This window comes from Pseudomonas sp. ASL9 (assembly GCF_056680335.1).
The window spans coordinates 419,540-446,154 of record NZ_CM155277.1 but is presented as its reverse complement, the minus strand read 5'-3'; the positions used below and the strand labels follow the sequence as shown (position 1 = coordinate 446,154).

The 26,615-nt window shown below is 51.8% G+C and carries 18 protein-coding genes and 1 pseudogene; 8 read left to right on the top strand and 11 right to left on the bottom strand.

Annotated features, from left to right (window positions below; genetic code table 11):
* The first annotated feature begins 150 nt into the window (after positions 1 to 150).
* Positions 151 to 828: a methyl-accepting chemotaxis protein gene (locus tag AC1ME2_RS02000; protein ID WP_480441956.1), complete on the top strand. Its 678-nt coding sequence runs from the start codon at positions 151 to 153 to the stop codon at positions 826 to 828.
* 173 nt (positions 829 to 1,001) lie between these two features.
* Here AC1ME2_RS02000 and AC1ME2_RS01995 read toward each other — a convergent pair whose 3' ends face one another.
* The 3 genes from AC1ME2_RS01995 to AC1ME2_RS01985 all read right to left on the bottom strand — a co-directional run bounded on the left by AC1ME2_RS01995 (position 1,002) and on the right by AC1ME2_RS01985 (position 3,774).
* Entirely contained in the window at positions 1,002 to 1,304 is a 303-nt protein-coding gene (locus tag AC1ME2_RS01995; protein WP_480439002.1) for a hypothetical protein, read from the bottom strand.
* A 247-nt stretch (positions 1,305 to 1,551) separates the two neighbouring features.
* Positions 1,552 to 3,099 (bottom strand): sensor domain-containing diguanylate cyclase, encoded by a 1,548-nt coding sequence (locus AC1ME2_RS01990; protein WP_480439001.1) that lies wholly within the window; start codon positions 3,097 to 3,099, stop codon positions 1,552 to 1,554.
* A gap of 474 nt (positions 3,100 to 3,573) precedes the next feature.
* Positions 3,574 to 3,774, bottom strand: a complete 201-nt coding sequence (locus AC1ME2_RS01985) for a hypothetical protein (RefSeq protein ID WP_480439000.1) — start codon at positions 3,772 to 3,774, stop codon at positions 3,574 to 3,576.
* Positions 3,775 to 4,761: 987 nt separating this feature from the next.
* Between AC1ME2_RS01985 and AC1ME2_RS01980 the strand changes: the two genes are divergently transcribed.
* The 3 genes from AC1ME2_RS01980 (at position 4,762) to AC1ME2_RS01970 (ending at position 11,518) form a co-directional block, all read left to right on the top strand.
* Complete coding sequence (locus AC1ME2_RS01980; protein WP_480438999.1) at positions 4,762 to 5,892, top strand: HDOD domain-containing protein; 1,131 nt, start codon at positions 4,762 to 4,764, stop codon at positions 5,890 to 5,892.
* 125 nt (positions 5,893 to 6,017) lie between these two features.
* Positions 6,018 to 10,568 (top strand): PAS domain-containing hybrid sensor histidine kinase/response regulator, encoded by a 4,551-nt coding sequence (locus AC1ME2_RS01975; protein WP_480438998.1) that lies wholly within the window; start codon positions 6,018 to 6,020, stop codon positions 10,566 to 10,568.
* Positions 10,568 to 11,518: a diguanylate cyclase gene (locus AC1ME2_RS01970; protein ID WP_480438997.1), complete on the top strand. Its 951-nt coding sequence runs from the start codon at positions 10,568 to 10,570 to the stop codon at positions 11,516 to 11,518. The genes AC1ME2_RS01975 and AC1ME2_RS01970 overlap by 1 nt, the downstream gene beginning before the upstream one ends.
* Before the next feature lie 163 nt (positions 11,519 to 11,681).
* On the opposite strand, the gene AC1ME2_RS01965 is transcribed toward AC1ME2_RS01970, so the two are convergent.
* The 4 genes from AC1ME2_RS01965 to AC1ME2_RS01950 form a co-directional block, all read right to left on the bottom strand.
* On the bottom strand, positions 11,682 to 12,260 hold the full coding sequence (locus AC1ME2_RS01965) for a plasmid pRiA4b ORF-3 family protein (protein ID WP_480438995.1): 579 nt from the start codon (positions 12,258 to 12,260) through the stop codon (positions 11,682 to 11,684).
* A gap of 426 nt (positions 12,261 to 12,686) precedes the next feature.
* Positions 12,687 to 13,535 carry a phytanoyl-CoA dioxygenase family protein gene (locus AC1ME2_RS01960; RefSeq protein ID WP_480438994.1) on the bottom strand — a complete coding sequence of 283 codons (849 nt, stop codon included), beginning with the start codon at positions 13,533 to 13,535 and terminating at the stop codon, positions 12,687 to 12,689.
* A gap of 10 nt (positions 13,536 to 13,545) precedes the next feature.
* Positions 13,546 to 14,325, bottom strand: coding sequence for an ABC transporter substrate-binding protein (locus AC1ME2_RS01955; protein WP_480438993.1), 780 nt, complete (start codon positions 14,323 to 14,325; stop codon positions 13,546 to 13,548).
* Positions 14,326 to 14,371: 46 nt separating this feature from the next.
* Entirely contained in the window at positions 14,372 to 15,547 is a 1,176-nt protein-coding gene (locus AC1ME2_RS01950) for a M20 aminoacylase family protein (RefSeq protein WP_480438992.1), read from the bottom strand.
* A gap of 237 nt (positions 15,548 to 15,784) precedes the next feature.
* Here AC1ME2_RS01950 and AC1ME2_RS01945 point away from each other — a divergent pair, with 237 nt between their 5' ends.
* Both AC1ME2_RS01945 and AC1ME2_RS01940 read left to right on the top strand, forming a co-directional pair.
* Entirely contained in the window at positions 15,785 to 16,699 is a 915-nt protein-coding gene (locus AC1ME2_RS01945) for a LysR family transcriptional regulator (RefSeq protein WP_480438991.1), read from the top strand.
* 56 nt (positions 16,700 to 16,755) lie between these two features.
* Positions 16,756 to 16,911: pseudogene (locus AC1ME2_RS01940) on the top strand (GNAT family N-acetyltransferase); the annotation flags it as partial.
* Between the two features lie 130 nt (positions 16,912 to 17,041).
* Here the strand turns inward: AC1ME2_RS01940 and AC1ME2_RS01935 are convergent.
* Positions 17,042 to 17,497: an N-acetyltransferase family protein gene (locus tag AC1ME2_RS01935; RefSeq protein ID WP_480438989.1), complete on the bottom strand. Its 456-nt coding sequence runs from the start codon at positions 17,495 to 17,497 to the stop codon at positions 17,042 to 17,044.
* Between the two features lie 918 nt (positions 17,498 to 18,415).
* On the opposite strand from AC1ME2_RS01935, the gene AC1ME2_RS01930 reads away from it, so the two are divergent.
* Both AC1ME2_RS01930 and AC1ME2_RS01925 read left to right on the top strand, forming a co-directional pair.
* Positions 18,416 to 18,901: a hypothetical protein gene (locus AC1ME2_RS01930; RefSeq protein ID WP_480438987.1), complete on the top strand. Its 486-nt coding sequence runs from the start codon at positions 18,416 to 18,418 to the stop codon at positions 18,899 to 18,901.
* The gene (locus AC1ME2_RS01925) at positions 18,898 to 19,530 is read left to right on the top strand and encodes a hypothetical protein (RefSeq protein ID WP_480438986.1); all 633 of its coding nucleotides are present in this window, start codon (positions 18,898 to 18,900) and stop codon (positions 19,528 to 19,530) included. The genes AC1ME2_RS01930 and AC1ME2_RS01925 overlap by 4 nt, the downstream gene beginning before the upstream one ends.
* A gap of 981 nt (positions 19,531 to 20,511) precedes the next feature.
* On the opposite strand, the gene tnpC is transcribed toward AC1ME2_RS01925, so the two are convergent.
* The 3 genes from tnpC to AC1ME2_RS01910 all read right to left on the bottom strand — a co-directional run bounded on the left by tnpC (position 20,512) and on the right by AC1ME2_RS01910 (position 26,017).
* A complete protein-coding gene (gene tnpC / locus AC1ME2_RS01920) occupies positions 20,512 to 22,044 on the bottom strand; it encodes an IS66 family transposase (protein ID WP_480437053.1) in 1,533 nt (510 codons plus the stop codon).
* A 17-nt stretch (positions 22,045 to 22,061) separates the two neighbouring features.
* A complete protein-coding gene (gene tnpB, locus AC1ME2_RS01915; protein ID WP_323569419.1) occupies positions 22,062 to 22,421 on the bottom strand; it encodes an IS66 family insertion sequence element accessory protein TnpB in 360 nt (119 codons plus the stop codon).
* A gap of 347 nt (positions 22,422 to 22,768) precedes the next feature.
* Positions 22,769 to 26,017 (bottom strand): metallophosphoesterase family protein, encoded by a 3,249-nt coding sequence (locus tag AC1ME2_RS01910; protein WP_480438984.1) that lies wholly within the window; start codon positions 26,015 to 26,017, stop codon positions 22,769 to 22,771.
* Positions 26,018 to 26,615: the final 598 nt, after the last annotated feature.

The window sequence follows — 26,615 nt, the reverse complement described above, 5'->3', positions numbered from 1 at the left end:
ATTTTCTTCTTTCGAGTCGCCAAGGGCGCCAGTTTTACCGATGAATACGTCGACAATTTCATCGCCCACTACGGCGAGTTCAAGGCATTTTTCCTGCGCCGTCAGGTCAAGAAGCTGGCGGGGCTGAACAATTTAGTGGTCAAGCAGATCATGGCGTTCAAGAACAATGACTTCAGCAGCGCCTTGGACACCCGCGGGCTGGACAGCACGATTTTGCCAGTATTCGACGGCCTGGCGGACCTGGGCCAGGTATTGGCCCAGGCCAGCCAGCAGCAAGAGCAGATGGCCACGCAAATTAAGCATTACTCGGGCGAGCTGCACCTGTCGATGGACGAGTTGGCGGGCACCATAGACCGGCAAAACATCGTCGCGGCGCAGGCCGGGACTACCGTTGAGCGCCTTACCACGCAAGCTGGTGAAGCGGTGGTAGGCGCCCGCGCGCTGGCCGGCTCAAGTTTGCGTATCCAGTCGATCGTGCAAGTGATTCAGCAAATCGCCGGGCAGACCAACCTGCTGGCACTCAACGCCGCCATCGAAGCGGCGCGGGCCGGCGAAATGGGCAGGGGTTTTGCGGTGGTGGCTGACGAAGTGCGTAAACTGGCGGAAATTACCCGCAAGAATGCCGCTGAAATTGGCGTCGATATTGACCTGCTGTCAGGCGAGATCCAGCGCGTCGCGCAACAGATCGAAGACCAGTCCATAGCCGTAGACGCCCTGCGCGAGATGCTCGATGCCTTGGAAGACTCAAGCCGCACTACCGAAGGCACGGCGCAACGCACAAAGACCATCGCTGACACCTTGACCGGGTTGACCCACACCACGGTTTAAGAGGCCGATCACAGTGGACCGGGGCTCGCTGCCTGCCTTGGTCTATGACGATAGGCATCAGTCGGTAGGAGGGGCGGCTTTCAACCCAAACCGATCGGTTGCCCTCGGTCATGACCGACGTACGTTCGGTCAGGTGGTTGATCGCGAACCGAACGGCCCGCTTCGCTGCCGCTCTATTGATTTCTGCACTCCGCCACCACCACTTGGCAGGTATTTGGCGTGCCACCGGATCGGCCAGCATAGCGTATGCAATTATCCAGGGATTTTTTGCGAGCCATGTTCAAGGTGGAGCCCCAAGCCACGCCGCCCTCGCCGGCAGTGGGTAGCGCTTTTGCATAGCAGCTTGAGCCTATGCTTGAGGCCGAATAGCGAGCCGTGGCAGCTTTGCTTGCACATCCAGCTGTCAGCGCCAGGTTGATGGCGAGCAGGGAGGGCAGGACCCATGACGAGCATTGGCGCGCTGTTTTTCCGGTCATCCCATTTCCCCTGTATCAATAGGCTAGAGGCGTGTTTGTGGTGGCGCTCTACTCAGATTAGACGGTGTTGCGCCTACCCTTGGGTCGGTTTAGCGGGTTTAGCGCATTTGGGTGCGTTTTGCTGGGCTGGCTCTTTTAAGTCCGTGCTTGCCCAACAGCCGTGTGCGAAGTATTAGTGATGGCAAATAAAGAGGCCCGGCGCTGCGCCGGGCTCTGTAGAGCTAATTTAATGTTGGCTGTTGGATAGTTAATTGGAAATAACAGTTCGGTTTCTCCCGCTAGATTTGGCGATGTAGAGCGCTTTGTCAGCGATGTCTACCAAGTTTTCGGGTGTATCAGTCTTTGAGCCTGACAATGCGCTGATGCCAACGCTGATGGTCACTACTCCAATAGGAGATTCACTGTGTTGAATTGCACTTTGCTCTAATTCGATTCGAATTTTTTCGGCTATCAGGAAAGCGCCAACATAATCTGTGTCTGAAAGTACGATGGCAAATTCTTCTCCTCCGTATCGTGCGGCAAGATCGCCTGCCCGGGTTACATTTTTCTTGATTATAGCGCTCACGGCCTTTAGGCATTCATCTCCTTGTACGTGACCGTAATGGTCGTTGTACTTCTTGAAGAGATCTACATCGATCATGATTAATGCTGTGTCATCTGATTTTCGTTTTGTTCTACTGATTTCAGCTCCAATGAAAAAATCAAATTGACGGCGATTGGAAAGCCCTGTTAATCCATCTTCGAGAGCAAGTAATCCGAGGGTTTTGTTGACTTCGATATAGGTTTTCTGAGAGAGTTGTAATTCTTTTTGTGCTTGGATTTGCTGGCTCATAAGTTTGATGAGTCGATATCCAAGAAGGCTAAGAATCACTAGCATTATGGATGACACAAATAAACTGGCGAGGGATTCGCTACGCCAGTCCGCAAGTATTTCACCTTTATTAAATGCAGCGATAACGACAAGGGGATATCCATCAAGACGGCGAAAACTGATGACCCGCTCTACACCATCGATAAGTGATTTTATTGTTGCGGTGCCCGAATTTACCCCGGGAGTTAATAGGGAAAATGCTTGTCCGCTTGAAATGTCAGTGCCGACGTCAGCATCACGAAATGGTTTGCGCAATACAATCTTCCCTGTTGAGGATACAAGATTTATAATGCCATTTCCCCCTATGTCTATATCATCGTAAAGGCCGAGAAAATATTTAAGATACACGGTGGCCTGCGTGACGCCAGCAAAACTACCGTCAGGATGATTAATTCGCCGCGATATTGTTATGATCCATTCGTTTGTTGAGCGGCTGAGTATAGATGGGCCAATAAAAGGGCCCGGGTCGGTATGGTCGCGGTGGTAAATAAAGTATTCGCGATCTGAGTTATTTACGCCAGCCGGGATTGTGCCGTTTGAGTTAAGCAGCCAGCGTCCCTGTTCGTCATAAATAGAGAAACCATGTATTTGAGGTAGGTGTTTTTGTTGTACGTTTAGCATCTCCCCTAAGTTTTTTAAATTCTCCGGGCCGGAACCTTCAGTTTCCACTCGTTCCTTAGCCCCTAAAATCACTGTGTCGGCTTGAGTGAGCGTAGCCGCTATACTGGATGATAAGGTCTTAGAAAGGTTTGACATCTCAGTTTCTTTGTCGTGCAAGTGGTACTCCAAAGAGTTAAAAACCCCCCAGATGCTTATCGCTATCAATGAAATACACACTGCTGCGACGAAAAGGACGACATGACCGACTTTGAGCTTGGCATCAGCCCACTCGACGTCAAAAATTGAGGCCATTTTCGTTAACATAAAACCCTTCCATGTGGTTCGTATAGTGGCATTAAGCATATGCGATTTTTTCTAAGGAGGATTTTTTTTCAGAATTGTGCGAGTGGATTAGTGAATCGACCTTAGGTTTGTAAACGTATCCGAACGACTGCTTTTGGCCGATTCTGTTGAAAAAGTCGGCTTTGGTTTCCACGGCAGAAAAGTATGCACCTGAGATTGAAATCCCTGCTTTACGTAGAGGGTTCCGGGTCAGGATTTCACGTAGCAGCGCGCAAAAAGTCGCTTTCGTCGCTCAATGCACAGGCGTCTTTGCCGGATGGACTTTTTCAACAGAGTCGGCCGATTGCTTCCTATCGCCAAGGGCCGAAATCGACCCGATATAGGTCATTCAAAGCATTTGAAATGGCCCGGATGTTTCGGGGTCAGAACGAAGTAGGGTGAGATTGCCGCTGAAGGCACAATAGGGGTACCGAAAGGTCCCCCTCTTGAAGCTATTCAGGGTTGTACGCCCTTGATCTTTTCCAGGTGGATTGGATAACCCTGCTGGCCAGGTTGCGTCACCGTTTCGGTTTCAACGGTCTGGATGATGCGGCCATCGGCGTCCTTGGTGACGGCGATGCTTTTGCTGTAGGCGGTCTGCACACAGCCGGACAAGCTTGCGACGGCCAAAAGCAGCAGCGCGACGTTCGTTTTCATGGTGGATTCCAGTCCAAAAAATAATGGGCGCGCAGCATAGTCTCGTGGGTGGCTATTTGCCATTTCTTCCTTGGTGTCTCAGGGCTTGGACGCCAGCTAAGCTTTGAAAGAGCGAGGCGGGTAATGGCTTTTCGACAGGTAGCTCGTGGCCGAGGCTGTGTAAAAACGTGTGCACCGTTTTGAAGTCTGCGTTGCTATGTAAAATCCGCCAGCGTTTGGTCGGTCAGCAGACCTGGAATTTGCGTAGGAGATGTCGCCCCGTCTCCGACGCCGCGCTGTTGCGCAGCAAACTGGGTCTCGATTCTGCCCGGAGGACCTTCATGCGGTGGTGAATTCAGCCATTTTACGACTGCTTCGCAGCCGATTCGCAGACAAGTCAGCTCCTACAGGGATCAGCGCTTGTCTGAAAATTTTATTTATTTTTCAATTAGTTACAGGTTGCTTGATAGGAGCGTGATTTTCGTTGCGGTTCTTACTGTCATACGCGCTCTAAAACGTTTTCACACAGCCTGGGCCGAAAGCAGCCGGTCACGAAGGTCCGCTTTCGACCCTTCGACACGTGCTCCCTCAGTAGAGGTCAGATCATTCCCTGGGCGTTGAAATAAAACCATTCGGAACAATGGGTCGACTGTCGCTCGGGCTGGTAGCCAGTACCATTTGGATCTAGCGCATTTTTTTTTGGGGGGGGGCCGGGTGCAGCGAGCAGCAGGATGGAACCACTTAAGCAATTGCGCTATCGCAGCATTCATGCATTACCCCGCCCATTTACCTGCGAGCTGTTTGCTTACTTGTATAGTTCGCCGGTGAGGGATAGATTCGAGTTTGAACATTTTTACACCCAAAATAGAAATGGATATCGCCGTGACTCAAGTCCGATTACTCGCTCAACACCACACTTCCTGACGTGAGCGACCTCTACTTCGTCGTCGAACAAACCCGGGCCGCAAGACCTTGCGAAATGGTGCATCATTCCAGTGCGGTGACCGAATGCGCGTAATGATTCTGGATGATGACCCCTGGATAGCAGACCTGCTGAAACAGCTGGTTTTGAGCATCCGTCCGCAGGCGCAAGTCGATTGCTTTGGCGATGTTGCCAGCGCCTTGCATGCCTGGCAGCAGAGTGCCTACCAGATGGTCATGGCCGACTGGAATCTACCGGATGCCAGTGGTGTAAGTCTGTTGCAAACGATTCGTGCACAGGATCTGAAAATACCGCTGATTATGATCACCGGGCGTTCCGATCGAGACAGTGTCTTGGCGGTGAGGCCTCTGGGGATTAGCGCTTTTTTTACCAAGCCGTTTCAGGTGTCGCGAGTCGTTGAATGTCTCAAAACGCTCCTTCCTCCCGATACGTCTGTGCAGGCCCCCCCTGTTATTGATAAAAGTCTGATCGACTATCTCAGTGGCTTATCCGCCCATGAGTTGGACCTGCCTTTACTCGCTCAGGTAAAGGAAAGACTTCAACTGGGGTACGGGGGAGGGCTGCTGGATATTCGCGAGCTGGTCATCGATTGGCAGCATGATCCGGCGCTTTGCGCTCATCTGATTGCGGCAGCCAACAGTGCGGCGTATCACGGGGTTGGCCAACCCTGCACCAGTTTGATCGATGCCATTAAACGATTGGGAGGGCGTACCAGTGTGAATCTGGCGTTGAGCCAGGCCCTGCGACAGGCCAATACCCAAACCAGTGGGGTGCTGATGACCTGCATGCAGTCTTATCTGGATAATGCCGAGGGCCTGGCTGAACAGGTTGTTTCCCTGGCTCGACAATGCAAGCTGGATCCTACGCCACTACAGAGTGCTGCGTTGCTGCACCGGATAGGCGAGCTTTGTGTGCTTTACCAAATCCAGAAGTGGGAGGGGCAGGGGCAGGGGCATAGGGTGGATGAAAAAGTGCTCACCCATGCCCTGCGTGATTTCGCCGCCCCCTTTGCCATCAAGTTGAAAGCCTCCTGGGGGCTCCCTCAGACACTGCGTGAGTTGATAGGCGCGATCTATGCGTTGCCTCCCATGCAGGTACGCCGCGAGCAAGTGATCATGCGACTTGGGGCCGCCATGAAGAATGGCGAGCCTCAAGCGGACCTCGAAAGACTTCAACGATTGGCGGGCCTGACCTGAGCGCATTTGGGAACGCAGACTGGGCATCCACGGGGCTCAAGGTTGATTTTATGCCTACGAGCTAAGTTTCTGACGCCCCCAACAGGGCCCGAACTTTAATATTGAAGGCTTTCTGCAAAGGGACAGTGCGGGTGAGAAAACATAAGTTTTTTGCATTGAGCTGGGGGGTAGCTATCACTCTGGCTGTGGGGTTAGGGGCAAGCATTCTGGGTGGCTGGACCCTTGAACGCATCAACGAGCAGCAGGTTCAGGAAGCGATCGTTGCGGCTACCGAAGAAGCCGCAGATTTGGTTTCGGCTCGTCTCAATATTTACCAATACGGATTGCGAGGCACTCGTGGAGCTTTGCTGACAGCGGGTGACCATGGCATCAGCCGTGAGGTGTTTGGCCACTATAACCAAACGCGCGACTTCGCTGCCGAGTTCCCCGGCGCAAGTGCCTTGGGCTTTATCAGGCGTGTACCGGAGCAGGAGGAAAGCGAGTTTCTCAAGCATGCTCGGGCTGACGGCAAAGCTGATTTCTCCATTCGTCAACTCTCACCCCATTCAGGCGAGCGTTACGTTATCCAGTATGTCGAACCGGTTGAGGGTAACCAGCCCGCCATTGGCTTGGACATTGCTTCGGAAACATCGCGGCGAGAGGCCGCCCAATCCTCGATACAAAGCGGTATGGCACGGATCACTGGGCCTATCACGCTGATACAGTCCATAGGAAAACCGCAGCAGTCTTTCCTGGTTTTGATGCCCATCTTTCGTGGCGGAGTGACTCCAGCGACCGCTGCTGAACGAGAGGCCGCAGCTTTTGGCTGGAGCTATGTCGCGTTGCAGACCGAGGAGGTACTCAGAGGCCTTCGCATAGAAAATGAGACGGTGCACCTGCGATTGAGGGATATCACTGTCCCTGGGCAAGAGAAACTGTTTTATGAAAGCACCGACAGCTCGACTAGCCATGAAACGCAAGTGACCCACCAGCTGGAGCGCGACGTATACGGGAGGCGATGGCAAATTGAACTCAGCGCGCACTCGTTGTTCATCCAGCGCCTGCATCAGGTTTCACCAACGGTCGTCTTGTTTATGGGTGGTTTGCTCACTCTTCTTCTGGCTACTCTGGCGGGTGTCGTGAGTGTCAGCCGTCAACGCCGGCGGCAGATATTCGCCGAGCAGGCAAGGCTGGCCGCCATCGTCGAAAGCTCGGCTGATGGCATTATTGGAAAAACACTCGATGGCATAGTCACCAACTGGAACAAAGGAGCCGAGCACCTTCTGGGCTACACCGCCGAGGAGGCGGTGGGCCAGACACTGGCCGGCCTGGTTGTTCCTGAGGAGCGTATCGCTGAGGAAGCCGATATCCTTGTGCGTATCAGGGCGGGGGAGCGTATTACCAGCTTTGATACCCAACGCCGTCGCAAAGATAGCCGGCTGATCGATGTCTCCGTCAACGTCTCACCCATTTATGGCGAGGGTGGTCGCGTCATTGGAGCCTCCAAGACGTTAAGGGATATCTCGGCGAAAAAAGCAGCAGAGGCCCGAATTCTCGAACTCAATTCTAACCTGGAGCAGCAGGTTGCGCAGCGAACGTCCGAGTTGCGGCATCTCAATCTGTTGTTGGGTACTGTGCTGCGCTCGGCCACTGAGGTCTCGATCATTGCGACGGATCTCGAGGGTGTTATCTGTGTGTTCAACAAAGGCGCCGAGCATTTATTGGGTTATGACGCTGATGAGTTATTGGGTAAAGACACCCCAGCGCTGATCCATGTACCCGAGGAAGTCGCTGCTCGTGGCGTTGAACTGAGTGAGGAGTACGCTCAGGTAATCGACGGTTTCCGTGTGATTATCCATAAACCTGAGCTTGAAGGCGCAGAAACACGTGAGTGGACTTACATACGCAAGGACGGCTCACGGTTTCCTGTCACGCTAGTGGTCACGGCCATGCGCGATGAAGATGGGAACTTGAGCGGCTACCTAGGCATCGCTGTAGACATCACGGAACGTAAAGCGGCAGAAAAGGAGCTGGCTGCGAGCCTGGAGACGACACAGAAACAACGTAGCGAACTGATGGCCGTGCATGATCAGTTGCTGATGGCCGCTGAAGTAGCCGAACTGGGCATCTGGTCCTGGACATTGATGGACAATGCCTTGCAGTGGAATGACCGCATGTTCGAGTTCTACGGGCAGCCACTGACGTTGCGCAATAATGGTCTGAGTTATAAGCATTGGTACTCTCGCGTTCACCCCGAGGATGCTACGGCTGCGGCTGCAAAGCTGAATGCCGCAGTCGAGGGAACGGGTGTGTACGACGCAATTTTCCGCGTCGTTCGCCCGGACGGCCAGATCCGCTTCATACAGGCAGGTGCGCAGGTCGAACGCGGTCCAAGCGGTGCGGCTTTGCGTGTGACGGGTATCAATCGGGACATCACCTCCCAGCGCGAGCTTGAGTCACACCTGCTTTATGCCAAGGAACAGGCCGATACCGCGAGCGCGGCCAAATCGTCGTTCCTGGCCAACATGAGCCATGAAATACGCACGCCGATGAACGCCGTGCTGGGTATGTTGCAGTTGGTGCAGAACACTGACCTGAATGGTCGCCAGCTCGATTACGTGACCAAAGCACAAACAGCTGCGAAATCACTGCTGGGTTTGCTCAATGACATCCTCGATTACTCCAAGATTGAGGCCGGCAAGCTGCAACTCGATGTGCACCCGTTCGAACTTGAACCGCTCATGCGTGACCTCGCCGTTGTGCTGGCCGGCAACCAGGGCCAGAAAGAGGTCGAGGTCATGTTCGACCTGGACTCCAATCTACCCAGCGACCTGATAGGCGATAGCCTGCGGCTGCAACAGGTGCTGATCAACCTGGCGGGTAATGCCCTCAAGTTCACCCTGGAAGGCCAGATCGTGGTCAGCATCGAGCAACTGATGCGCACGGAAAACTCTGTGAGCGTGCGCATCGCCGTTTCTGATACAGGCATCGGTATCAGCCCGGAGCAACTTCAGCGCATTTTTGACGGATTCACTCAGGCCGAGGCTTCAACCACCCGTCGCTTTGGCGGCACCGGTCTGGGCTTGGTGATCTGCAAGCGGCTGGTCACTTTGATGGGCGGTGAACTTCAGGTGGAGAGCCAGCAGGGTGTGGGAAGTCGCTTCTGGTTCGATATCGCCCTGGATGTAGCGCCGAATTCGCTGCTGAGATCTGATAGCCCTGGAGTCGATGTGTCCATACGGATACTGGTAGTCGACGACAACGCCGTGGCGGGTGAATTGCTGTTGCGAACGGTTCATGCATTGGGGTGGAAGGCCGACCACGTGAGTGGTGGCACGCAAGCAGTGGAATGGGTGCAGAACGCCCAGGCGAGAGGCGAAGCCTACGACGTGGTACTGATGGACTGGCGGATGTCCGATATGGATGGGCTGACCGCCGCGCAATTGATCCATCAGCAGGGCAACGGCGTACCTCCTCCAATGGTCATTATGATTACCGCTTACGGCCGTGAAGTGCTGGCCGACACAAACGAGACGGGAGACGCTCCCTTCGTAGGGTTTCTCACCAAGCCTGTCACTCCCAAGCAGTTAGCCGAGGCTATTCAGCGAGCATTCAACGGCAAAGGCCTTTCTCAGTCACTCCCGTCCAAGTCAACTGTTGACAGGCCGCAGCGTCTGGCCGGGCTGCGGCTATTGGTTGTGGAAGACAACACGCTTAATCGGCAGGTTGCCGATGAGTTACTGACAGGGGAAGGCGCTCAGGTGACGCTGGCTGAAGGTGGGCTGGAAAGTGTGAGCAGGGTGATGACTGAAAATGTGTCCTTCGACGCCGTGTTGATGGATATCCAGATGCCGGATATTGATGGCTTGGAGGCGACCCGTCGCATTCGATCGAATCCGCGCTTTGCAGCGCTGCCGATTGTGGCGATGACCGCCAATGCCTCCAATGCTGACCGTGAAGCCTGTCTTGCTGCAGGGATGAATGATCATGTCGGTAAGCCCATAGATCTGGAACAACTCGTCGCAACGCTGCTCTTTCAAGCGGGCCGCGAGGATAGCCAGGCATCTCTAGCCTTGGGGCAAGCCAATACAGGAGAAGGCGTCATAGAGCCTCGTGCATCGATCATTGACCGCTTTGGCGGTAACCTCGAGTTGATCCGCAACGTTCTGAAAAACTTTGGCCCGGAGTTGGAAAAGCAGCTTGTCCGGTTGCACGATCAGATCCAGCGGCAAGACGCATCGGGGGCCGCTTTCGTGCTCCATACCATTAAAGGCAGCAGCGGCACCATGGGTGCCAAGGCGGTGTCGCTGCTGGCCGGCAACTTGGAGCACAAACTAAAGCACGGCGATGCAGAGTCTGTAGCGAGCATCTTTGCTGACGCAACATGGTTTGACGAATTGAGCAGGTTACTGCAACAAAGCCTTGAGCAGATGGATGTCGACTTTGGTCGTTGCCCACGGGCAAAAATCAGTGCAGGCAAGGAAACAATGGAGCCGACGCAATGGAAAGAATCCCTTAAAGAGATTTTGCTATTGCTGGAGGCGGGTAACCTTCAAGCCATAGAGCTGGCAGACGCATTGGCGTCAAAAACGCCGCCATCCCTGCGCCCACAGTTCGACGAACTTGTTGCCATGGTGCAGTCGCTAGACTTTTCCGCTGCGATGCCGATGGGTCGTAAACTTTTGAGATCTGCTTGATGGAACAATCGATGGACACCTGGTTAGTGCATCCCCATAACCGTCAAAAACTCCTTATTGTTGACGATCAACCGACAAATATCAGGGTACTGCATGAGCTATTTCGTGAGGACTGTGATGTGTTCATGGCCACCAGCGGTGAACAGGCGATCACCGTATGCCAGGCCCAACTACCCGACCTGATTTTGCTGGACGTGGTTATGGAGGGCATGGACGGGCATGAAGTATGCCGTCGACTCAAGGCTGACCCTGCGACCCAGGGCATTCCCATTATCTTCATTACCGCACAGCAGCAGGAGTCGGATGAGGTGCTAGGGCTGGAGCTAGGCGCGGTGGACTTCATCAGCAAACCGATCAATCCCACCATTGTCAGAGCGCGTGTGCGAACACATCTGACCCTGAAACTACAGAACGATCTGCTGCGCTCAATGGCGTTGATGGATGGCCTTACTGGAGTGGCCAATCGACGCAAATTCGATGAGGACATATTGGCGGATTGGCGTCAGTGCTTTCGAGAGCAAAAGCCGCTGTCGCTCATTTTGGTGGATGTCGACTATTTCAAACGCTACAACGACCGATACGGGCATCTGGCTGGCGATGGATGCCTGAAATCCGTTGCCCAGGCGTTATCTGAAACGGTTAGACGCCCCTATGACCTGGTCGCTCGGTATGGCGGTGAAGAGTTTGCCTGCGTACTGCCCAATACAGGTCTTTCTGGAGCGGTCGAAATTGCAGAAAAAATGCAAAAACGTATCCGGGCACTGGATATCGAACACTCTGCTTCTGATGTAGATCGTGTGGTGACTATTTCTCTAGGCGTAGCCACATTGATGCCCACTGGTGATCTTGAATTCCAGGCGTTGATAGCGGCTGCGGACCAGCAACTTTACGAGGCGAAGAAAGCGGGCAGGGCCAGGGTATGTTCATCCTTTAGCGATGAATATGTTTAATCCTGCTTCTGTAAATAGCTGGGTTTCCAGTCCTTATCGAAGAATGCCTTGGGCGGTCCGATTACAACAATGGCGATTGTGGGTGCTATAGGCATGATGGCTTTTGCAGACTACGTGTGTGGTCGATGTCTTCGTAAGCGTCCGAACTACACCGCCTTGCAACTCAAACCTTAATCCGTTTAAACCACTGATTCACGCGCTCGCACTCAAATGCCGCTGGATCAAAAGCATCTCCATGCCATTCAACCATGGCGTCATGTTCTGGATGATTGGGGTTGACCATTGCCTCCAGAAAGTCCTCATAACGAGGCCCGCCACCTATGTCTTCCGGTGGGCAAGCATTGGCGCCCTCGATGCAGTACGGCACCTGAGGACAAGCAATAGCGGGTAGCTTTTTCTCGACCTTGATACTGTGAAGCCAACTGTCACCAAAGTCGTAGAGATACTTGAATGTCCGCTTTCCGTTAAGCGCCTTGATCAGCGTTTTATGGGCTTCCGGGTTCCCCGTCGGCCCCCAGCCATCAGGATCGGGAGTACTGTACTTCTCACCGGCAATTTCAAACTTATGCAGATGGCTATCACTCCAGCCCATCACGATCTGGATGACATGGTGCAGTTTGCCCAAGGTGATGTCTTCAGGCACCGCGAACCGACGCCAGATCGTCGGAGTGATCCACTTCAACTCAATGCGCAGCAGCAACAGGTCGGGGGCGGGTTTGGGTAACCGGACAGTTTTAACCATGGATCAGGCGGCCTCGCAGTGTTCAGTGTGGTTCAAAGAAATGTTCCAGGGCAGCAACTCGCTCACCCGATTGATAGGGCGTTCGGCAATGTGCTCATGCACGTAGGTCAAGCTGCGGGTCGATTTCGGTACCCTCGGAAAAAGCCATGCTCAATGCTTGCGACCACTGTGAGTTCGAAGATTAGAGTATGACAGTGCCATCCATCAAGGGTAAGCGTCTGGGCAAGTCACCTGCCTGACGAGCATGCCAAGACCGATAGGGGTAATGGCGATCATCGCCCTAAGCGTTGGATCAGAAAGGTGTGTTGCCCGGACGCTTACTCTTCGTCGACGAACTCGACTTGGGTGCGCTCGGTTTTGATGGTGTTTTCACACAGGCTTGACCCTTTATAGGCGTTCAGAAATGTCTATAAAAGAGGCGGCCATTCAGATCCCGCGATGCCAAAGTGTCGGAAACAGCTCGTGTTCCATAGGCGCATCTGACGCCAGAGTATCCCGAAGCCCAGGGAAATCGGGTGAGGTGGCCCAAGGTCTAGGAGCATGCCGTACGTCATCGCCTATGACCCTCACTGAAAATGCGCGACGGCGGTTTTGCCCTCCCACCCCGGCAGAGGCATGCAAGGTCAACATGTTGAAACACACCATGTCCCCCGGCGACAACGCCCATCCCAGGATAGGAAAGTCCTCGCGGTGGCTTTCTATATCCGGTAGCTCGCCCAATGTTCCCTCGGAAAACCATTTGGCCTGGCTGTCCATGAAGGACCGAGGCATCAACCAAGGTCCTTTGTGTGAACCCGCTATAAACTCGAGGGTCGATTCCCTGGGCACTGGATCGACGGGAATCCAGAAACTCACGGTGTCCGAGCCACTGATGTTGTAGTAAGGCTGGTCCTGATGCCAAGGCGTGCGTTGGCGCGTATGGGGCTCTTTCACGAGTAAGTGGTCATGGTGCAGGCGCACCTGTTGACTGTTCAACAGGGCAGCAGCGATAGGCGCGATGGCGGAGTTGAAAATGAGGTTGCGATAGTGCGCATTCTCTTGCCAGTTACAAAAATCCTCGAAGAACCATCCCGGATCGGAGGCACTGCTCGCCACTTTTGCTCGATGGCTGGGATGAGCAAGGTTCCACTCGATGCCTTGGGTCAGTTCGCTGATTTGCTGCGCAGAAAACGCATTGCGGATGCACACCGCGCCCTGAGTCTGGAAGGCGCGCACAGTCTCGTCACTGATGGGAACGGCAAGACGAGGCTCAGCGCATTGTGTCATTTCGTTCATGGGGATTCGCTCACTCGCCGTAAATATCGAAGTTGAAATAGTGCTTCGCGATCTGGTCGTATTGGCCTGACTGGCGAATGCCAGCAATGGCCATATTCAGTTGCTCTCTCAGATCAGATTCGTTTTTTCTGACACCGATTGCGACGCCATCGCCAATGATGCTTTTGTCGGTGATGGGTTCACCCGCGAAGGAAAACCCCTGACCCTGAGGCTTTTGCAACAACCCGATATCTGCCTGTACCGAGGCCTGGAACGAAGCATCCAGGCGCCCGTTGATAAGGTCTGAAAACACTTGATCCTGGGTTTGGTAGGAAAGGATCTCGATGCCTTGGCGGCCCCATTGCGATTTGGCATAACTTTCTTGCAGTGACCCTTGAACAACCCCTACGGACTTTCCTTTCAATGACTCAGCCGTCGGCAGTAATCCGGCGTTTTTTCTGGCGATAAGAGAAGACGGAGCGGTGTAGATCTTATGGCTGAAATCGACCTGCTGGCGACGCGCCTCGGTGGCGCTGAATGCAGACAGGATGGCGTCGAATTTCTTCGCCTTTAACGCCGGGATCATGCTGTCGAAGCTCTGCTCGACCCAAATGCATTTGACGCGTAACTCGGCACACAGGGCGTTGCCCAGATCGATATCAAAACCACTCAGTGAACCGTCTGGCTGCTTTTGCTCGAAAGGTGGGTAGCTGGGGTCTACGCCGAATTTGATCACCGGTTCCGCCTGCGATATCGGGGTGATGATCAGCCCGAACAGCATCACGGTGTACTGAAGTTTGCGTAACTGCATGATGACCTCATTTTTTATTGGTTTTCACGTTTTGGCAGGTCGTTGCTCAAGCGTTAAGCGGTAAAAAGGCCTCGGTCAACTTGACCCAATAGCCAGCGCCACGAATCAGGATGTCGTCATTGAAGTCGTAGCGTGGGTCGTGAGCCATGCAGCTCTTTTCACCGTCGCCATTGCCGATGATCAGGTAACAGCCAGGGCATTGCTGCAGGAAGTAGGCGAAATCCTCGCTGCCATTGAAGGGCACGATGTCCATCATCACCTCGTCCTCACCGAGCCAGTCGATGGCTACGTGACTGGCGAACCGGGTCATTTCTTCGTCATTCACCAGCAAGGGGTAGTCGGCACTGTAGTGAATGTCGGCGGTCGCGCCGAATGCCTCTGCCTGGGCATGAATGAGGCGTTTTATCTGGCTCTCCAGGCGCTCTCGGACGGCGTTGTTTAGCGAGCGGACCGACATCAGCATCTGTGCGCTGTCCGGAATCACGTTGGACGCCTTGCCTGCGTTAATGGCCCCGACGGTGATAACGCTCATTTCCTGAGGTGAAACGTTGCGCGAGACGATTGTCTGCAAGGCCATGATGATGCTTGCGCAGACCACCACAGGATCGACGCTCAGATGCGGCATCGCGCCGTGACCACCTTTTCCGTGAATCGTGACATTGACCTGGTCGGCGGAGGCCATGAAGGGCCCGGCTCGGAACCCGAGTTTTCCGGCAGGGTAGCCAGGCATGTTGTGTGCGGCAAACACCGCATCGCAGGGAAACCGTTGCAGCACACCTTCCTGAATCATTCTTCGGGCGCCGGCCAGGCCTTCTTCAGCCGGCTGGAAAATCAGGTGTACGGTGCCATCGAACGGGTGACCATGGGCAAGGGCGTATGCGGCGGCGAGGAGCATGACAGTATGCCCGTCATGGCCGCACGCATGCATTTTGCCTGGTATCCGGCTTGCATAGGGGAGCCCGGTTTTCTCTAGAATAGGCAGTGCGTCCATGTCAGCCCTTATGCCAAGAACACGGGGGCTGGTGCCTTTTTTAAGCGTGGCGATGATCGCAGTTTCAGCGAAGCCACGCGTCACTTCATACCCCCATTTGGTTAATCGCTCGGCTACCAGTTCGCTAGTCTCGACCTCCTGATAACCGAGTTCAGGGTTGGCATGGATATGGTGGCGGAGTTCGCGCATTTCGTGCTCGATCTCTTTTAGTAGCGTCATGAACTGCGTCATTGGCAGAGTTTTTCCTTTGTTACCAAGAGGAGAAACAGATCTGTCGTTAGGGCCACATCCCACGCTATGGCTCACGACAACATGCGTTTCATCAAAGTGCCTACGCTTTTTCTGATACGGTCTTTTGGTGAGGCTCGGAGCCTAGGCGGCGTTGGTTTGAGCTTAGAGGGCAAAGGGAAAGGCCAATAGGCAATCAAAAGTGAACAAGGCAACCCAGGGTTAACACCGGCGGACACTATGAAGTTCTATCAACTCAATGCACTGGTGGCGGTGGCCGACGCAGGCAGCATTCGCGGCGCCGCAAAAAGGCTCGACACCTCGCCGGCCGCAGTCACCAAAGCGATACAGAAACTGGAGGCAGACACAGCAACACAATTGCTGATCCGCACTACCTCCGGGATTGTGTTTACCGAACTCGGCAAAAAACTGTTGATTCAGGCACGCTTGCTGGTGGCGCAGATGGTCAATGCCCGTCAAGTATTGGCTGATTGCAATGGGGAACTGGTTGGACGTTTGTCGGTAGCCGTCACACCTTGGTTGGCGATGACGCTCATGCCCAAGGCCGTCGTGCGTTTTCGCCAGTTATTTCCAAACGTACAACTTGAGCTGCATGAAGGTCTTTCGTCCGTCGCCTGTCCGCAGCTGCGGGATGCGAGCATCGATCTTTTTATCGGACGGCTTGATACTCGGTGTTCCAGCGCCGACCTGACCTATCTACCTCTGTTCACGGCCGATTGTGCGGTGGTAGCCCGTCAGCAACATCCCTTGTCGAACAGTCGAGCCATGGAGGAACTGGCGTTGGCCGACTGGATTCTGGCCTCGCAGCAAGACGGGACGATTACGACGCAGGGGCATGTGCATTTCGCCCATTCGCTGTCGATCATCTTGAGCTTGCTGCGTGAAACCGACATGTTGAGCATCTTTCCATGGCCGCTGGTGGAAATTTGCGCTCAGAGAGAAGGCTTGTGCGCCTTGCCGTTGCGCGAGCCGGTGAGCAGTGCCTCAGTGGGGGCCATCAGCCGAAGCGGGCAGCCCCTGCGGCCGGCGGCCGAACGGTTTCTGGAATGTCTGATCGAAACCATTCACTCTGAGATGAGGCATCCGCACTCGCCTTATCGGCGCATGTTGCAGACCGTCGAATTACTTGTCTGAGCGCTGTTATCGAAACTGAGTGAATCCACAGCCGATGGCGGCCATTTCGGCCTGTGGCACAGAGGCGCTGGGAACTTACGCAACTCGTCGCTTATGTATATAAGGAAAATGTGGGCTCAAAAAAGGTCCTTGGTCGGTGCGGATTCTTGCTTGAACAACTATCTTGTAACGACAAAACGGGAGACGAATGCCGATTCGCCCTTTCGATCTAGATAAATGTTTTCAACGATTCTGACTGTCAAACGTGCTCTAAAAATTTTTTACACAGGCTGGACCCAAAAGCCGCCATTCATCAGAGGAAACTGACAGGCAACAGGTGCCTTTTGAATACGCAGATGTACGCTATTGATCGAGTCTTTTTTCCATGATGATCGTGCGCTCAGCACCGTGAAATTCGTCTCGAAGTTTTTTAAATCCAAGGGCAGAGTAAAAGCCTTCTGCGGTGATCGAAGACGGAACACGCAATAGTTTGACTCCGGCATTGACGGCCACTGACTGAATGCTTTCCATAAGCAATCGTCCTATGCCTGTTCCTTGACAGGGTGGGTCGACGAACACGCTTCGGACAATGTCCCGATCGAGGCTGGCAGTTGCAACTACATGGCCGTCGATTGTTGCCACGTATATCCGACGCAGGCCGAGTAAGTGAAGGATCGCCTGTGGGGAAAAGCTTTGTTCCACTTGCGCGATGATTTCTGGCGAATAGTCTCGGGCATTGGACTCACGCAGGGCAGCAACAACGACCTGGCTTATGCCTGTTGCGTCCTCGGTTGTTGCGTTTCGAATCAGGCAGTCCATTTGGGCGCTTCCATTCGTTTGGTCACTTGATCGTAAAGGGACGCGGCGTTGAAGGCTACGGTGCAAGGTACTTTGAACGACTGATCGGTTCTGGCCGATTCTGTTGAAAAAGCCGGCCTTAGTTCCCATGGCAAAAAAGTAAGCGCCGGAGATTGAAATCCAGAATTTTCGCAGAGGCATTCGGACTGGGATTTCACGTAGCAGCGTGCCAAAAGGCGCTTTCACCGATCAATTTTTCGGCAGTTTGAGAAAACCGACTTTTTCAACACAATCGGCCGATTGCTGCCGGTCGCGACCGGCAGCTTGCGACCGAGGCTGTGTAAAAACGCAGGCGCTGTTTTGAAGTCTGCGTTGCTACGTAAAATCTGCCAGTGATTGGTTAATCAGCGGACCGGAAATTTGCGTAGGAGCGCGATTTTCGTTCTGGCTCTGACCGTCAAACCTGCTCTAAAACGTTTTTACACAGCCTCGACCCGAAGCGGACGGCCGCCATCGGTAGCAATCGGCCAGAAGCCAGCTCTGGTGATTGGCAGTGGTCCTAACGGCTGACGTTCAGTTCGCCCTAGAACGGCGTTAAGCCTATTGCTGAAGGTGGCTGAGCAGAGGGCTATTTGAGGACAGCTCAGGAGACCTGTGCTGGTCTTAATTGGGATTCCCCTAGTGCACCTCGGCCAGATTAAAATTACATATGCCTCCTTTTACATGCCTTACCTTTACCTGGGGACGTCACATCGTTCAAGGTCAATTCTAAAGCGGCACTGCTACCTTGCTGGTCAATGAAACATGAGCACGAATTCAAGCCAATTTGAAAGCTCTCTTCATAATGTGAAAAACAACCTTCGTGGCCGCGACTTTTATTGACATCATTATGTCATCATATGTATGTTGATTCGCCGACCAACCACCAAAGGGTGTTTCGTGAACACAGCGCACAAGTTAAAGAGCTTAACCGAACTGGAGGTCCAGATCGGAAGGCGCATTGTAGAATTCAATGAAAAACGCGCCAAAAACAAAAAAAATAATCAATTATATTCACTAGGGCAGGTACTCCTGAGCGCCCTTACTACTCTACTGATAGCCGTCAATACTAAAATATCCTTCTTCTCGATCACTGTAGCCACTCTTGTAACTAGCTCTCTGGCTAGTCTGGCCGGCCAGCTTCTGAGCAAATATATGTATGAAGAAAGGATGGCTATGAATATTGCAACGGTTTGCGCCATCTACGAACTAAGCCACACAATTACTATGGATAGAAAGAAGGAGGAAGATGATGAGGAAACCCACAAAATAACACTTGAGAAAGTCGACTTATATCAAGAACGGTATCAGCAGATTTTGAACGCAGCGAATGGACAGTGGCAACAATACATACAGAAAACCAAAGACAAAGACAAAGACAAATGAAAGTTTTCTCCAAAGTACTTACGCTGAATAAACTGCATATTATTGAAAATATCATTGGTGCCGTCGGTAACGGCAGCCTGCAAGCTGACTATTTCAATATTGGCTCTCCCATTGGGAATCCGCCTCTTCTCAGGGGGTCAATTGTTATAGATATGAATATGTTGTTCCTGACTGATAATAGTCAGTTTTTCAAGGCAGGGAGCCCTGTTGATACAGGGAGTCTTAAGTTTGGATTTCTTAAGCCGGATTTTGACAAGGACCTCTTCCTGCAAATGATAAGTTGCGATTACGAAAAATTTCACGCGCTGACAGCAGATCTATTCAGCCTGCCCGGCCCGTCACTGGAAAAACTAAATACTCACACAGCCTGCAACACTTTAAAGCCTGTCCTTGAAAAATATTTTTCTACTGCCGTAATAGATTTCATGTACAGCGAAACAAACCCCCATGCTTGGCTTTTTGAGTTTTGTTTAGAATTAGGGTACACGCTTACAGAAAAGCACATAAAGAAAATGTTTATACCTAATACATATATGTCAAACCCAGCAATAAGAAAGCTAAGCATCATACTAAAGGGTAAGGTCGTTACGTATAATCCAAAATATGGAATAGAGGGGCGCGAGTATTAATGTTAAGATTTTATGTGGTTGGAGCGTACGAAGATTTCAAGCTTAACATTTTCCCTTCGCACATATCTCCCATTGTTGCGGAATACCATATGGGCCAGTATCGCCGATGGGCATATAGAATTGAAGTGCCCTATAAAATTATACCTACCCATGCAGTGGGGAGGTTTTATAGTACGCCTCAGCAAATGTTCCCCTATATGACCTATAGTCTTGTCTCGCCAGTCTTGCTAAGGCAGGATTCCCAAATAGTCGCGATATCGAAAGATAAGTTGTTGGTTGAGCATAGCAATTTTCTTCTATGCCTAAAAATATTTATCGAGGCCATAAAGAATATTAAAGAGCCGGGGTTTTTTTATCGGTCCTTCCTGTCAATTAAAAATTCCTTTACTTAAAACTGGCTTGATGTGGCCTTGTACTGCTTGTACGTAGCGTAATGGCCATAACTGGTTGCTTGATTTGCAATGACAGTAAAACATAACCGGAAAACGGTAGAGGGTTCAAGGTAAGAGCTGGACATTCAGCAATAGAAAGTCATCCACTCTCGGAAGCCTTGCAAATAATAGGCAGGCTTATTTATGGGGAATCCAAACATATCGAGGCAGCCGCGCTCTGACATTGGTGTGGAACGCTATATCGACAAAGCGCTCAGCCTTTGCGCAAACGTCCGCTTTTGGCCGAGGCTGTGTAAAAACGCAGGCGCTGTTTTGAAGTCTGCGTTGCTACGTAAAATCTGCCAGTGATTGGTTAATCAGCGGACCGGAAATTTGCGTAGGAGCGCGATTTTCGTTCTGGCTCTGACCGTCAAACCTGCTCTAAAACGTTTTTACACAGCCTCGGCCGATAGCAGTCAGTCGCTGCAGGCAGTAGCCGCTATCGTGAGCCCGTTGTTATTCAACGCAAAAGGCATGAGTATTACCTCCGAGTCGCAATAGCATCGTAAGCGACCCATAAACCCCACGTACCGTTAGATGGGGTTTACGTTTACCTTGGCATCTCTGGCGAGCAGTTCCAAGGCAGCAAGGCTTCGAAGTCTTCTACCGACGAGGCTTGTGGCAGGCGTTCAAGTACGTGGCGCAGCCACGTATAGGGCTCCTGGCCGTTGGCTTTGGCAGTTTCGACCAGGCTGTAGATCTGGGCACTGGCGGTGGCGCCCTTGGGTGTGTCGCTGAACAGCCATGCCTTGCGACCTATCACAAACGGCTTTACTGCTCTTTCGGCGACGTTGTTGTCGATGGGTAAAAAGCCAGCCTCTGTGTAGCGCTCAAGCTTGCTCCAGTTGCTGGCCAGGTAACTGACGGCTCGGCCGAGCACGCTCTGCGGCGTAATCTGCGGATGTGTTTTCTCTAGCCAGCTTTTCAGTTGCGCCAAGACCGGCAAACTCTTTTCCTGCCGACCGACAAAACGTTGTTCATCGCTTACGTCTTTCAGTTCACGCTCGATACCGTACAGCTTGTTAATCATCGTCAGGGCTATATCGGCACGGCCAGTTTTGCCCTTGGGTTGCACTTTTTGCGCTTCGACGAACTTGCGTCGAACGTGCGCCAGGCAAGCCAGTCGCGTAACGCCCGGTTGCACACCCAAGGCGTTATAGCCGGCGTAATCGTCGGTCATCAGGTAACCCCGATAACCTTCAAGCAGGCGCAGCGGCACCTCCTGCGCACGGCTGGTCGTGTAGTCAAACAGCACTACTTTTCGATCCGGCGGCCCGCTGGCCTGCACCCACATCCAGGATTGGCTGGTCGGGTCTCGACCCGGCTCTTTCAGGACTTGCACCCGAGTTTCATCGCAGTGGACGACGGGGCTTTCCAGCAATCGGTCCCGCATTAAATTCAGCAGAGGCTGCAAGTGTTCGCCGCACTGGATAACCCAGCGCGCCAATGTCTGGCGCGGGATATCCACGCCGTGGCGGCTGAGTACTGTTTCGAAGCGATGCAGCGGCAGTCCGTCGACATACTTGGTGGTCAGCAGCATCGCGAGGACACTGGGGCTGGCCATGCTCTTTTCAATCAACTGCGCCGGTTTGTCAGCGGTGACCGGGGCGGTTTCACAGCCACGGCACCCGTAAATTTTGCGGATGTGTTTGATGACGCGGATCTGCATCGGCACGATCTCCAGCTGTTCGCTGGTTTCTTCACCGATGGTGTGTTTGCGGCAACCGCAGGCACAGGTCAGTTCGTGTTCGGGCAGCTCGTGGATGACTTCAATGCGCGGCAGGTCGGCAGGCAGTGGTTTGCGTTTGCCACGACGTTTGGTGGGGGCAACGACTTCTTCGTCAGACTCTTCACTGACCGGAATCACGATGCTTTCGGGCTCATTAAAGAGCGCGAGTTGCGGCGTCTGCGGATCGACTGTTTGCTCGGACTTGCGACCGAATAATCGGTCGCGCAACAACTTGATCTGCTCTTTCAGATCGACGATCTGGCCCTTGTCTACTTGACGCTCACCGAGCATCTGCACAAGCATTTGCTTGAGCAGAACCGGATCATCAGGAAGGTTATCAGGCATCAAATTCATGCCCGGATTATATCCGATCAGGCGACGAATCGAGGGGTTAAAACTTGATGTGGGCGGTTGCGCCAGAGGTCAAAACCATCCAGCAACCAGTTCAGTTCTTGAACGGTCAGCACGATGGCCTCGTCAGTGATGTCGGGCGATGTTTTGAAACGTTCGGACTCCAGGCGCTTAAGCCAGAGGCAAAAACCGTTGCGCTCCCAGTAGAGTATTTTCACTCGATTACGGGGGCGATTCAGGAAGACGAAGAGTACAGGGTCGAACACTGCGACTTTGATATCCAGTTCGACCAGAGCGGCCAGGCCGTCGATTGACTTTCGAAAGTCCACCGGCTTGGGGTAGAGATACACTTTTTCAACTTTGGCGTCGGGTCGCATCATGACGGTGCTGGCTCCAGAGAGAGATCGGGAGCACAGCGTCAGGCATTAGCCGACGGCTTGGAATGTGTGCTTTATGGCGCGCTTACATAGCATCATGCTTCCGAGCGTCAGATTTGTGATTGGGCCAATCGGATGTACTGCCCGGCCGGCCTCGGTATCGGCGGGGATGACATTGGACAGTGTAATGTCTGTAACGGTCGAGTTTGGGAATCCGGATCGTGCCCCTCCGAAAAGGTTCATAACAAGCAAGACTCTGTAGCGGCCAGAGACGATGACCTCTAGGCCAATCAACGCATGGAGCAAGTAATGCTCGCTCAATGCGTTGGCGCCACATCCGATATGGACAATTAACTGCCCGGCGTACTTCTGAAAATGTAATAAGCCATCGTTTGGCTTGAGGCGGAAACTTCAATTGCTTGACCAGCAACGTAAGATTTTAGTTTGCTTATTGCTTCTCTTTCCCGGTTCTCGATCCCCCGCAATCGCCAAACCAAAGAACTGTATTTAAATAATTGCAGCAAGTTTGTCATATCGCGTTCTTTTTCAAAAATCCTCCAAAGTGCGTCATGACAGCTATTAAATAGGTATAGGAAGCCACCCTTGTAAAGATAGTGGTATGCTTGGATAAGCCTGCTCTTATCTTGCGGAGTGTGATTATCAGAGTTAGCTGCGCCAAGCGCAACTATCGTCCTCGTCGCATCATACGTGTCGCCGTTGCTATTGGCTTGAAGCAATATGCTTTCGTACATGCCTCTCTGAGTGGCTGGATCTTGTTCCTTCCTAGCTTTCTCAAGTTTGATACTATTGAGAACGGTGGATATTTTTTTCTTCTCTGCAACCTTAAGCAGCTGGTTTAGTTTCGACTCCCGTTCAGGGTCAGCCGGTTGATTCTGAAGAATAATCCACTGGGCTTGCACCGCTGCATTAGACCTTTTATCCAGTGCAATAACATTTTCAGCGCTTGATATAGTTTCGGCCGATGATTTAAGCGAGTGATGGCAAAGAGCAAGATTAAGTTCAGTATGTAATCGATCTGATTTTTCAAGCAAGTTTGGTTCTATGCTCAGAATCATATCCCTCGCCTGTTCGGAGTATACGTCGCCATCCAGCATTCTTAACGCAGAGGCGTGTTGCGTGGTAAAGTATGCATGCTGTTTGTCAGTAATATGCTCGGACAGCAGTGGGAAGATATCTTGAAAAAAATCACACGACGCCTTAAAGTAGCCTCCACTAAATAAAACGCTTGCATGAAACGAAGCAAGCTCTACGACGTAATTAACCTTTACCTTATCTTTAGAGTATGCAGCATCAACTGCAAGACGCTGAATGATAACTGCGGCATTGGAAATTTCGGAGCTTGACCTGCCAGGCTTGTCGAACCGTAGCGATCTCGGTGGTTTGAAAACGCCTTGTGAGGTTCTGTCTCCGAAATAAAGATCTGCAGCTTTGCGATTTAAATCCCTGAACTGCGCGGGATTCAACATATTTATTAAAACTTCTCTAGCTAGCCTGTTAACAATAATTGTGTTTTCGGTATTAGGTTGATATATACCCAGGCTTTCTGTTTCCACTGTCGAAACGAGCCCGCGGCTCTTGAGTTCGTGGACGCTGGAATAGAAAAATGGCGCTCTTGGGTTTAAGTATTTTATTCTCTGGAGCTGCTCACCTTGAGGGAATATGGTAAGAGCTTTAAGGAGGTCGTAGCTACGCTTTAATGCGGGATCAGGCGAGTTACCGATATCAAGGATCATGTCTTTTAAGGCATCATTGCCCGTAGAGACAATTACCTCTTTACCTGCTACATCTGAAGAAATAGCTGAAAGTCCAGACAACCCAGTCACTGACAAGTTCTTTAGCACGGAATCAATGACGCATGGTATTCCATCAGTATTGCGATATATTCTATCAATAGCGTCATACGTACCGTACTTAGACCCACCATTCGGATGGTCTAATACATATAACCTAGTATCACCTTGATCTAAGGCTTTTAAATCAACCTCAGCATACTCCCGATTATTAGGAGAGACTCTGGCCCTCAATATGACATTAACATAAGGAGCAAAATCCAAAAATATCCTTGCCAGCTTCAGCAGTTCTTGTGTTTTTTCTTCACTCCAGTTTATATCTACTGGAATATCATCAAGTAACAGCCCTACACCATTAATATTTTCAAGTGCGCTGCACAGCACTTCAAGTGAATGCCCTGTATCGCTTTTTATGCCCTCTTGAAAGCTATATAAGCTTTTAAAGCTGGCCATATTGACGACAATATAGTTGGCTATCTTGGCTTTGTGCTTCTGCTGAAGAGCCCAAAGGAAACCATCCTCACCCATTCCCCACTCAGAGATAACCCATGCACATCTATCTTTTGCAAGCGCTTCGATTAACTTGTCGGCCTCTAAACGCCGAACATTAATATGCTCCGGCGCTAGCGGGATTTTTAACGCAAAAGTATCGAGAACGCCCTCAGTTGTAGTTGCGAGTTCTGAGAGTGTGAAAACTGGAATGTGTTTTGGCTGGTTTGGTATTGGACTTGATGGTTTTGAACCAATCAAAGTTTCCTTTATGACCTCAAATTCAAAATATGGGTCCGCCCCTACTACTCTGCGATTCCCTGCTACGAGTCTGTCTTTTCTCGGCCAAAAAGACAATTCTGCATTCCCACTATTGCAAGAGATCTTATTTAAAGAATAGCCATGAATCCTTTCAACTCCAGTGCTTTGTATTTTTTCCAGGCCAAACAAAGATGCAGCCTGCAACTCTCTTCGGAGTTTACTCCCCCCAGTAGAAATGGTCTGATGATTCGGCTCGTGCATGTGTCCAAACAAATGGCACGTAAAGCGCCCGTCAGGGGCAATGAGCTCCTTGAAATCAGCCTGACTGGTTTGGTTTAGCCAGTTGAGTGGATGATGCGTTACAAGTAAATTGAAGTCATTATTTGCGCACCATCTCTCGGGGTCGCCTGCTGTTACATTGCCAACTTGCGCTATGTCGACGTGTAATCGTCCTTTGTAATCTCCGCCCCCCAGCTGGAGCCAAGCAGAATTCAATCCTATGACCCCCAGTTTTATCCCTTCTTTTTCAATTACGCCCGACGAGTCACCAACTATGATTCCTGTCTGTGTGGAAACTGATTTTATGCCAAGGCTGTCCAGTGATATAAGCCAAGTGCGGTAGTTATCAAAATTTTTATTGACTAGATCGAGGTATGGATTTCCTTCATTCCAGAATTCCGCATGAAACCCTTCAGGAGTACTCCACCAACCCTCTAGCACCATCGTTTCAGATTGAAATTTTGGAGGTCTCAACAGGTCGTGATTGCCGGGGACGCATAATAAAGAGGGGCTAAAACCTAGTTCTTTGAAAACACCCCATAGCTCTAATATCACGTCAGTTAATTTGGCGTAGTCCTCAACTGATGCTCTTTGGGTAAGGTCACCTGAAAAAATTACGAAATCCCAAGGGCCATTAGCGTTATGCAGGCTCCGTAGGTCATTGAACAATGCATGCTTGAGATTAGGCCACAACCATCCTTGCCTATGCATTCCCGCATGAAGATCGCTGAGATGAAGCCAGGAGATTTCTTTCATCATTTCCTTCCAAAAAAAGCAATACCCCTACTAACGTGGTTTTATGCTAGAGGGGATTAAGTTAGAAAAGCAGTAATGGTCTTTGGCCTAGATATGCCTACATCAGACTCAGCGAAGTTCTACAGGCCGTAGTTTTGATGCCTCAGTATGAATTCCAAGTTGAGAAAATTTCTGCATCGCGAATAAGCTTGGCGGAAGCAATGGACTTCCCTAGTAGGACGTACCCACCTTAGCCCCTCGTTTCCCTATCGTAAACCCTAGAGATGGCGCTCTGCCATGATTCGGCCTACTCAGCCGATTAATAGATGCATTGTCTCCAAGAAACCAAGATGGCGGTAGCAAGCGTTTACTCTGTTCATCACAAGCAGGTTCGAATTCCCATGGTCGGCTAGATCATGGCCACCGGCGGATCGCTGAGCAAAGGTGGCAATAACCCTGCTGAAGCAGTGTAGGGTTTTATGAGGCGTGTCACTTAGTAAACAGGCAACGTTCCTCCTTTGAGATACAACCCTTCATCGGAGTCCCTACCTGAGCGATAATTGCGAGGGGTGCGCTCATGCGTCTTGGGGTTGGCGATTCACCTTTGTATAACGCCTGACAC

Coding starts and splice junctions, on each gene's coding strand:
- AC1ME2_RS02000 (WP_480441956.1), top strand. CDS start 151: ATGGCGTTCAAGAACAATGACTTCAGCAGCGCCTTGGACACCCGCGGG.
- AC1ME2_RS01995 (WP_480439002.1), bottom strand. CDS start 1,304: ATGACCGGAAAAACAGCGCGCCAATGCTCGTCATGGGTCCTGCCCTCC.
- AC1ME2_RS01990 (WP_480439001.1), bottom strand. CDS start 3,099: ATGTTAACGAAAATGGCCTCAATTTTTGACGTCGAGTGGGCTGATGCC.
- AC1ME2_RS01985 (WP_480439000.1), bottom strand. CDS start 3,774: ATGAAAACGAACGTCGCGCTGCTGCTTTTGGCCGTCGCAAGCTTGTCC.
- AC1ME2_RS01980 (WP_480438999.1), top strand. CDS start 4,762: ATGCGCGTAATGATTCTGGATGATGACCCCTGGATAGCAGACCTGCTG.
- AC1ME2_RS01970 (WP_480438997.1), top strand. CDS start 10,568: ATGGAACAATCGATGGACACCTGGTTAGTGCATCCCCATAACCGTCAA.
- AC1ME2_RS01965 (WP_480438995.1), bottom strand. CDS start 12,260: ATGGTTAAAACTGTCCGGTTACCCAAACCCGCCCCCGACCTGTTGCTG.
- AC1ME2_RS01960 (WP_480438994.1), bottom strand. CDS start 13,535: ATGAACGAAATGACACAATGCGCTGAGCCTCGTCTTGCCGTTCCCATC.
- AC1ME2_RS01955 (WP_480438993.1), bottom strand. CDS start 14,325: ATGCAGTTACGCAAACTTCAGTACACCGTGATGCTGTTCGGGCTGATC.
- AC1ME2_RS01950 (WP_480438992.1), bottom strand. CDS start 15,547: ATGACGCAGTTCATGACGCTACTAAAAGAGATCGAGCACGAAATGCGC.
- AC1ME2_RS01945 (WP_480438991.1), top strand. CDS start 15,785: ATGAAGTTCTATCAACTCAATGCACTGGTGGCGGTGGCCGACGCAGGC.
- AC1ME2_RS01935 (WP_480438989.1), bottom strand. CDS start 17,497: ATGGACTGCCTGATTCGAAACGCAACAACCGAGGACGCAACAGGCATA.
- AC1ME2_RS01925 (WP_480438986.1), top strand. CDS start 18,898: ATGAAAGTTTTCTCCAAAGTACTTACGCTGAATAAACTGCATATTATT.
- tnpC (WP_480437053.1), bottom strand. CDS start 22,044: ATGAATTTGATGCCTGATAACCTTCCTGATGATCCGGTTCTGCTCAAG.
- tnpB (WP_323569419.1), bottom strand. CDS start 22,421: ATGATGCGACCCGACGCCAAAGTTGAAAAAGTGTATCTCTACCCCAAG.
- AC1ME2_RS01910 (WP_480438984.1), bottom strand. CDS start 26,017: ATGATGAAAGAAATCTCCTGGCTTCATCTCAGCGATCTTCATGCGGGA.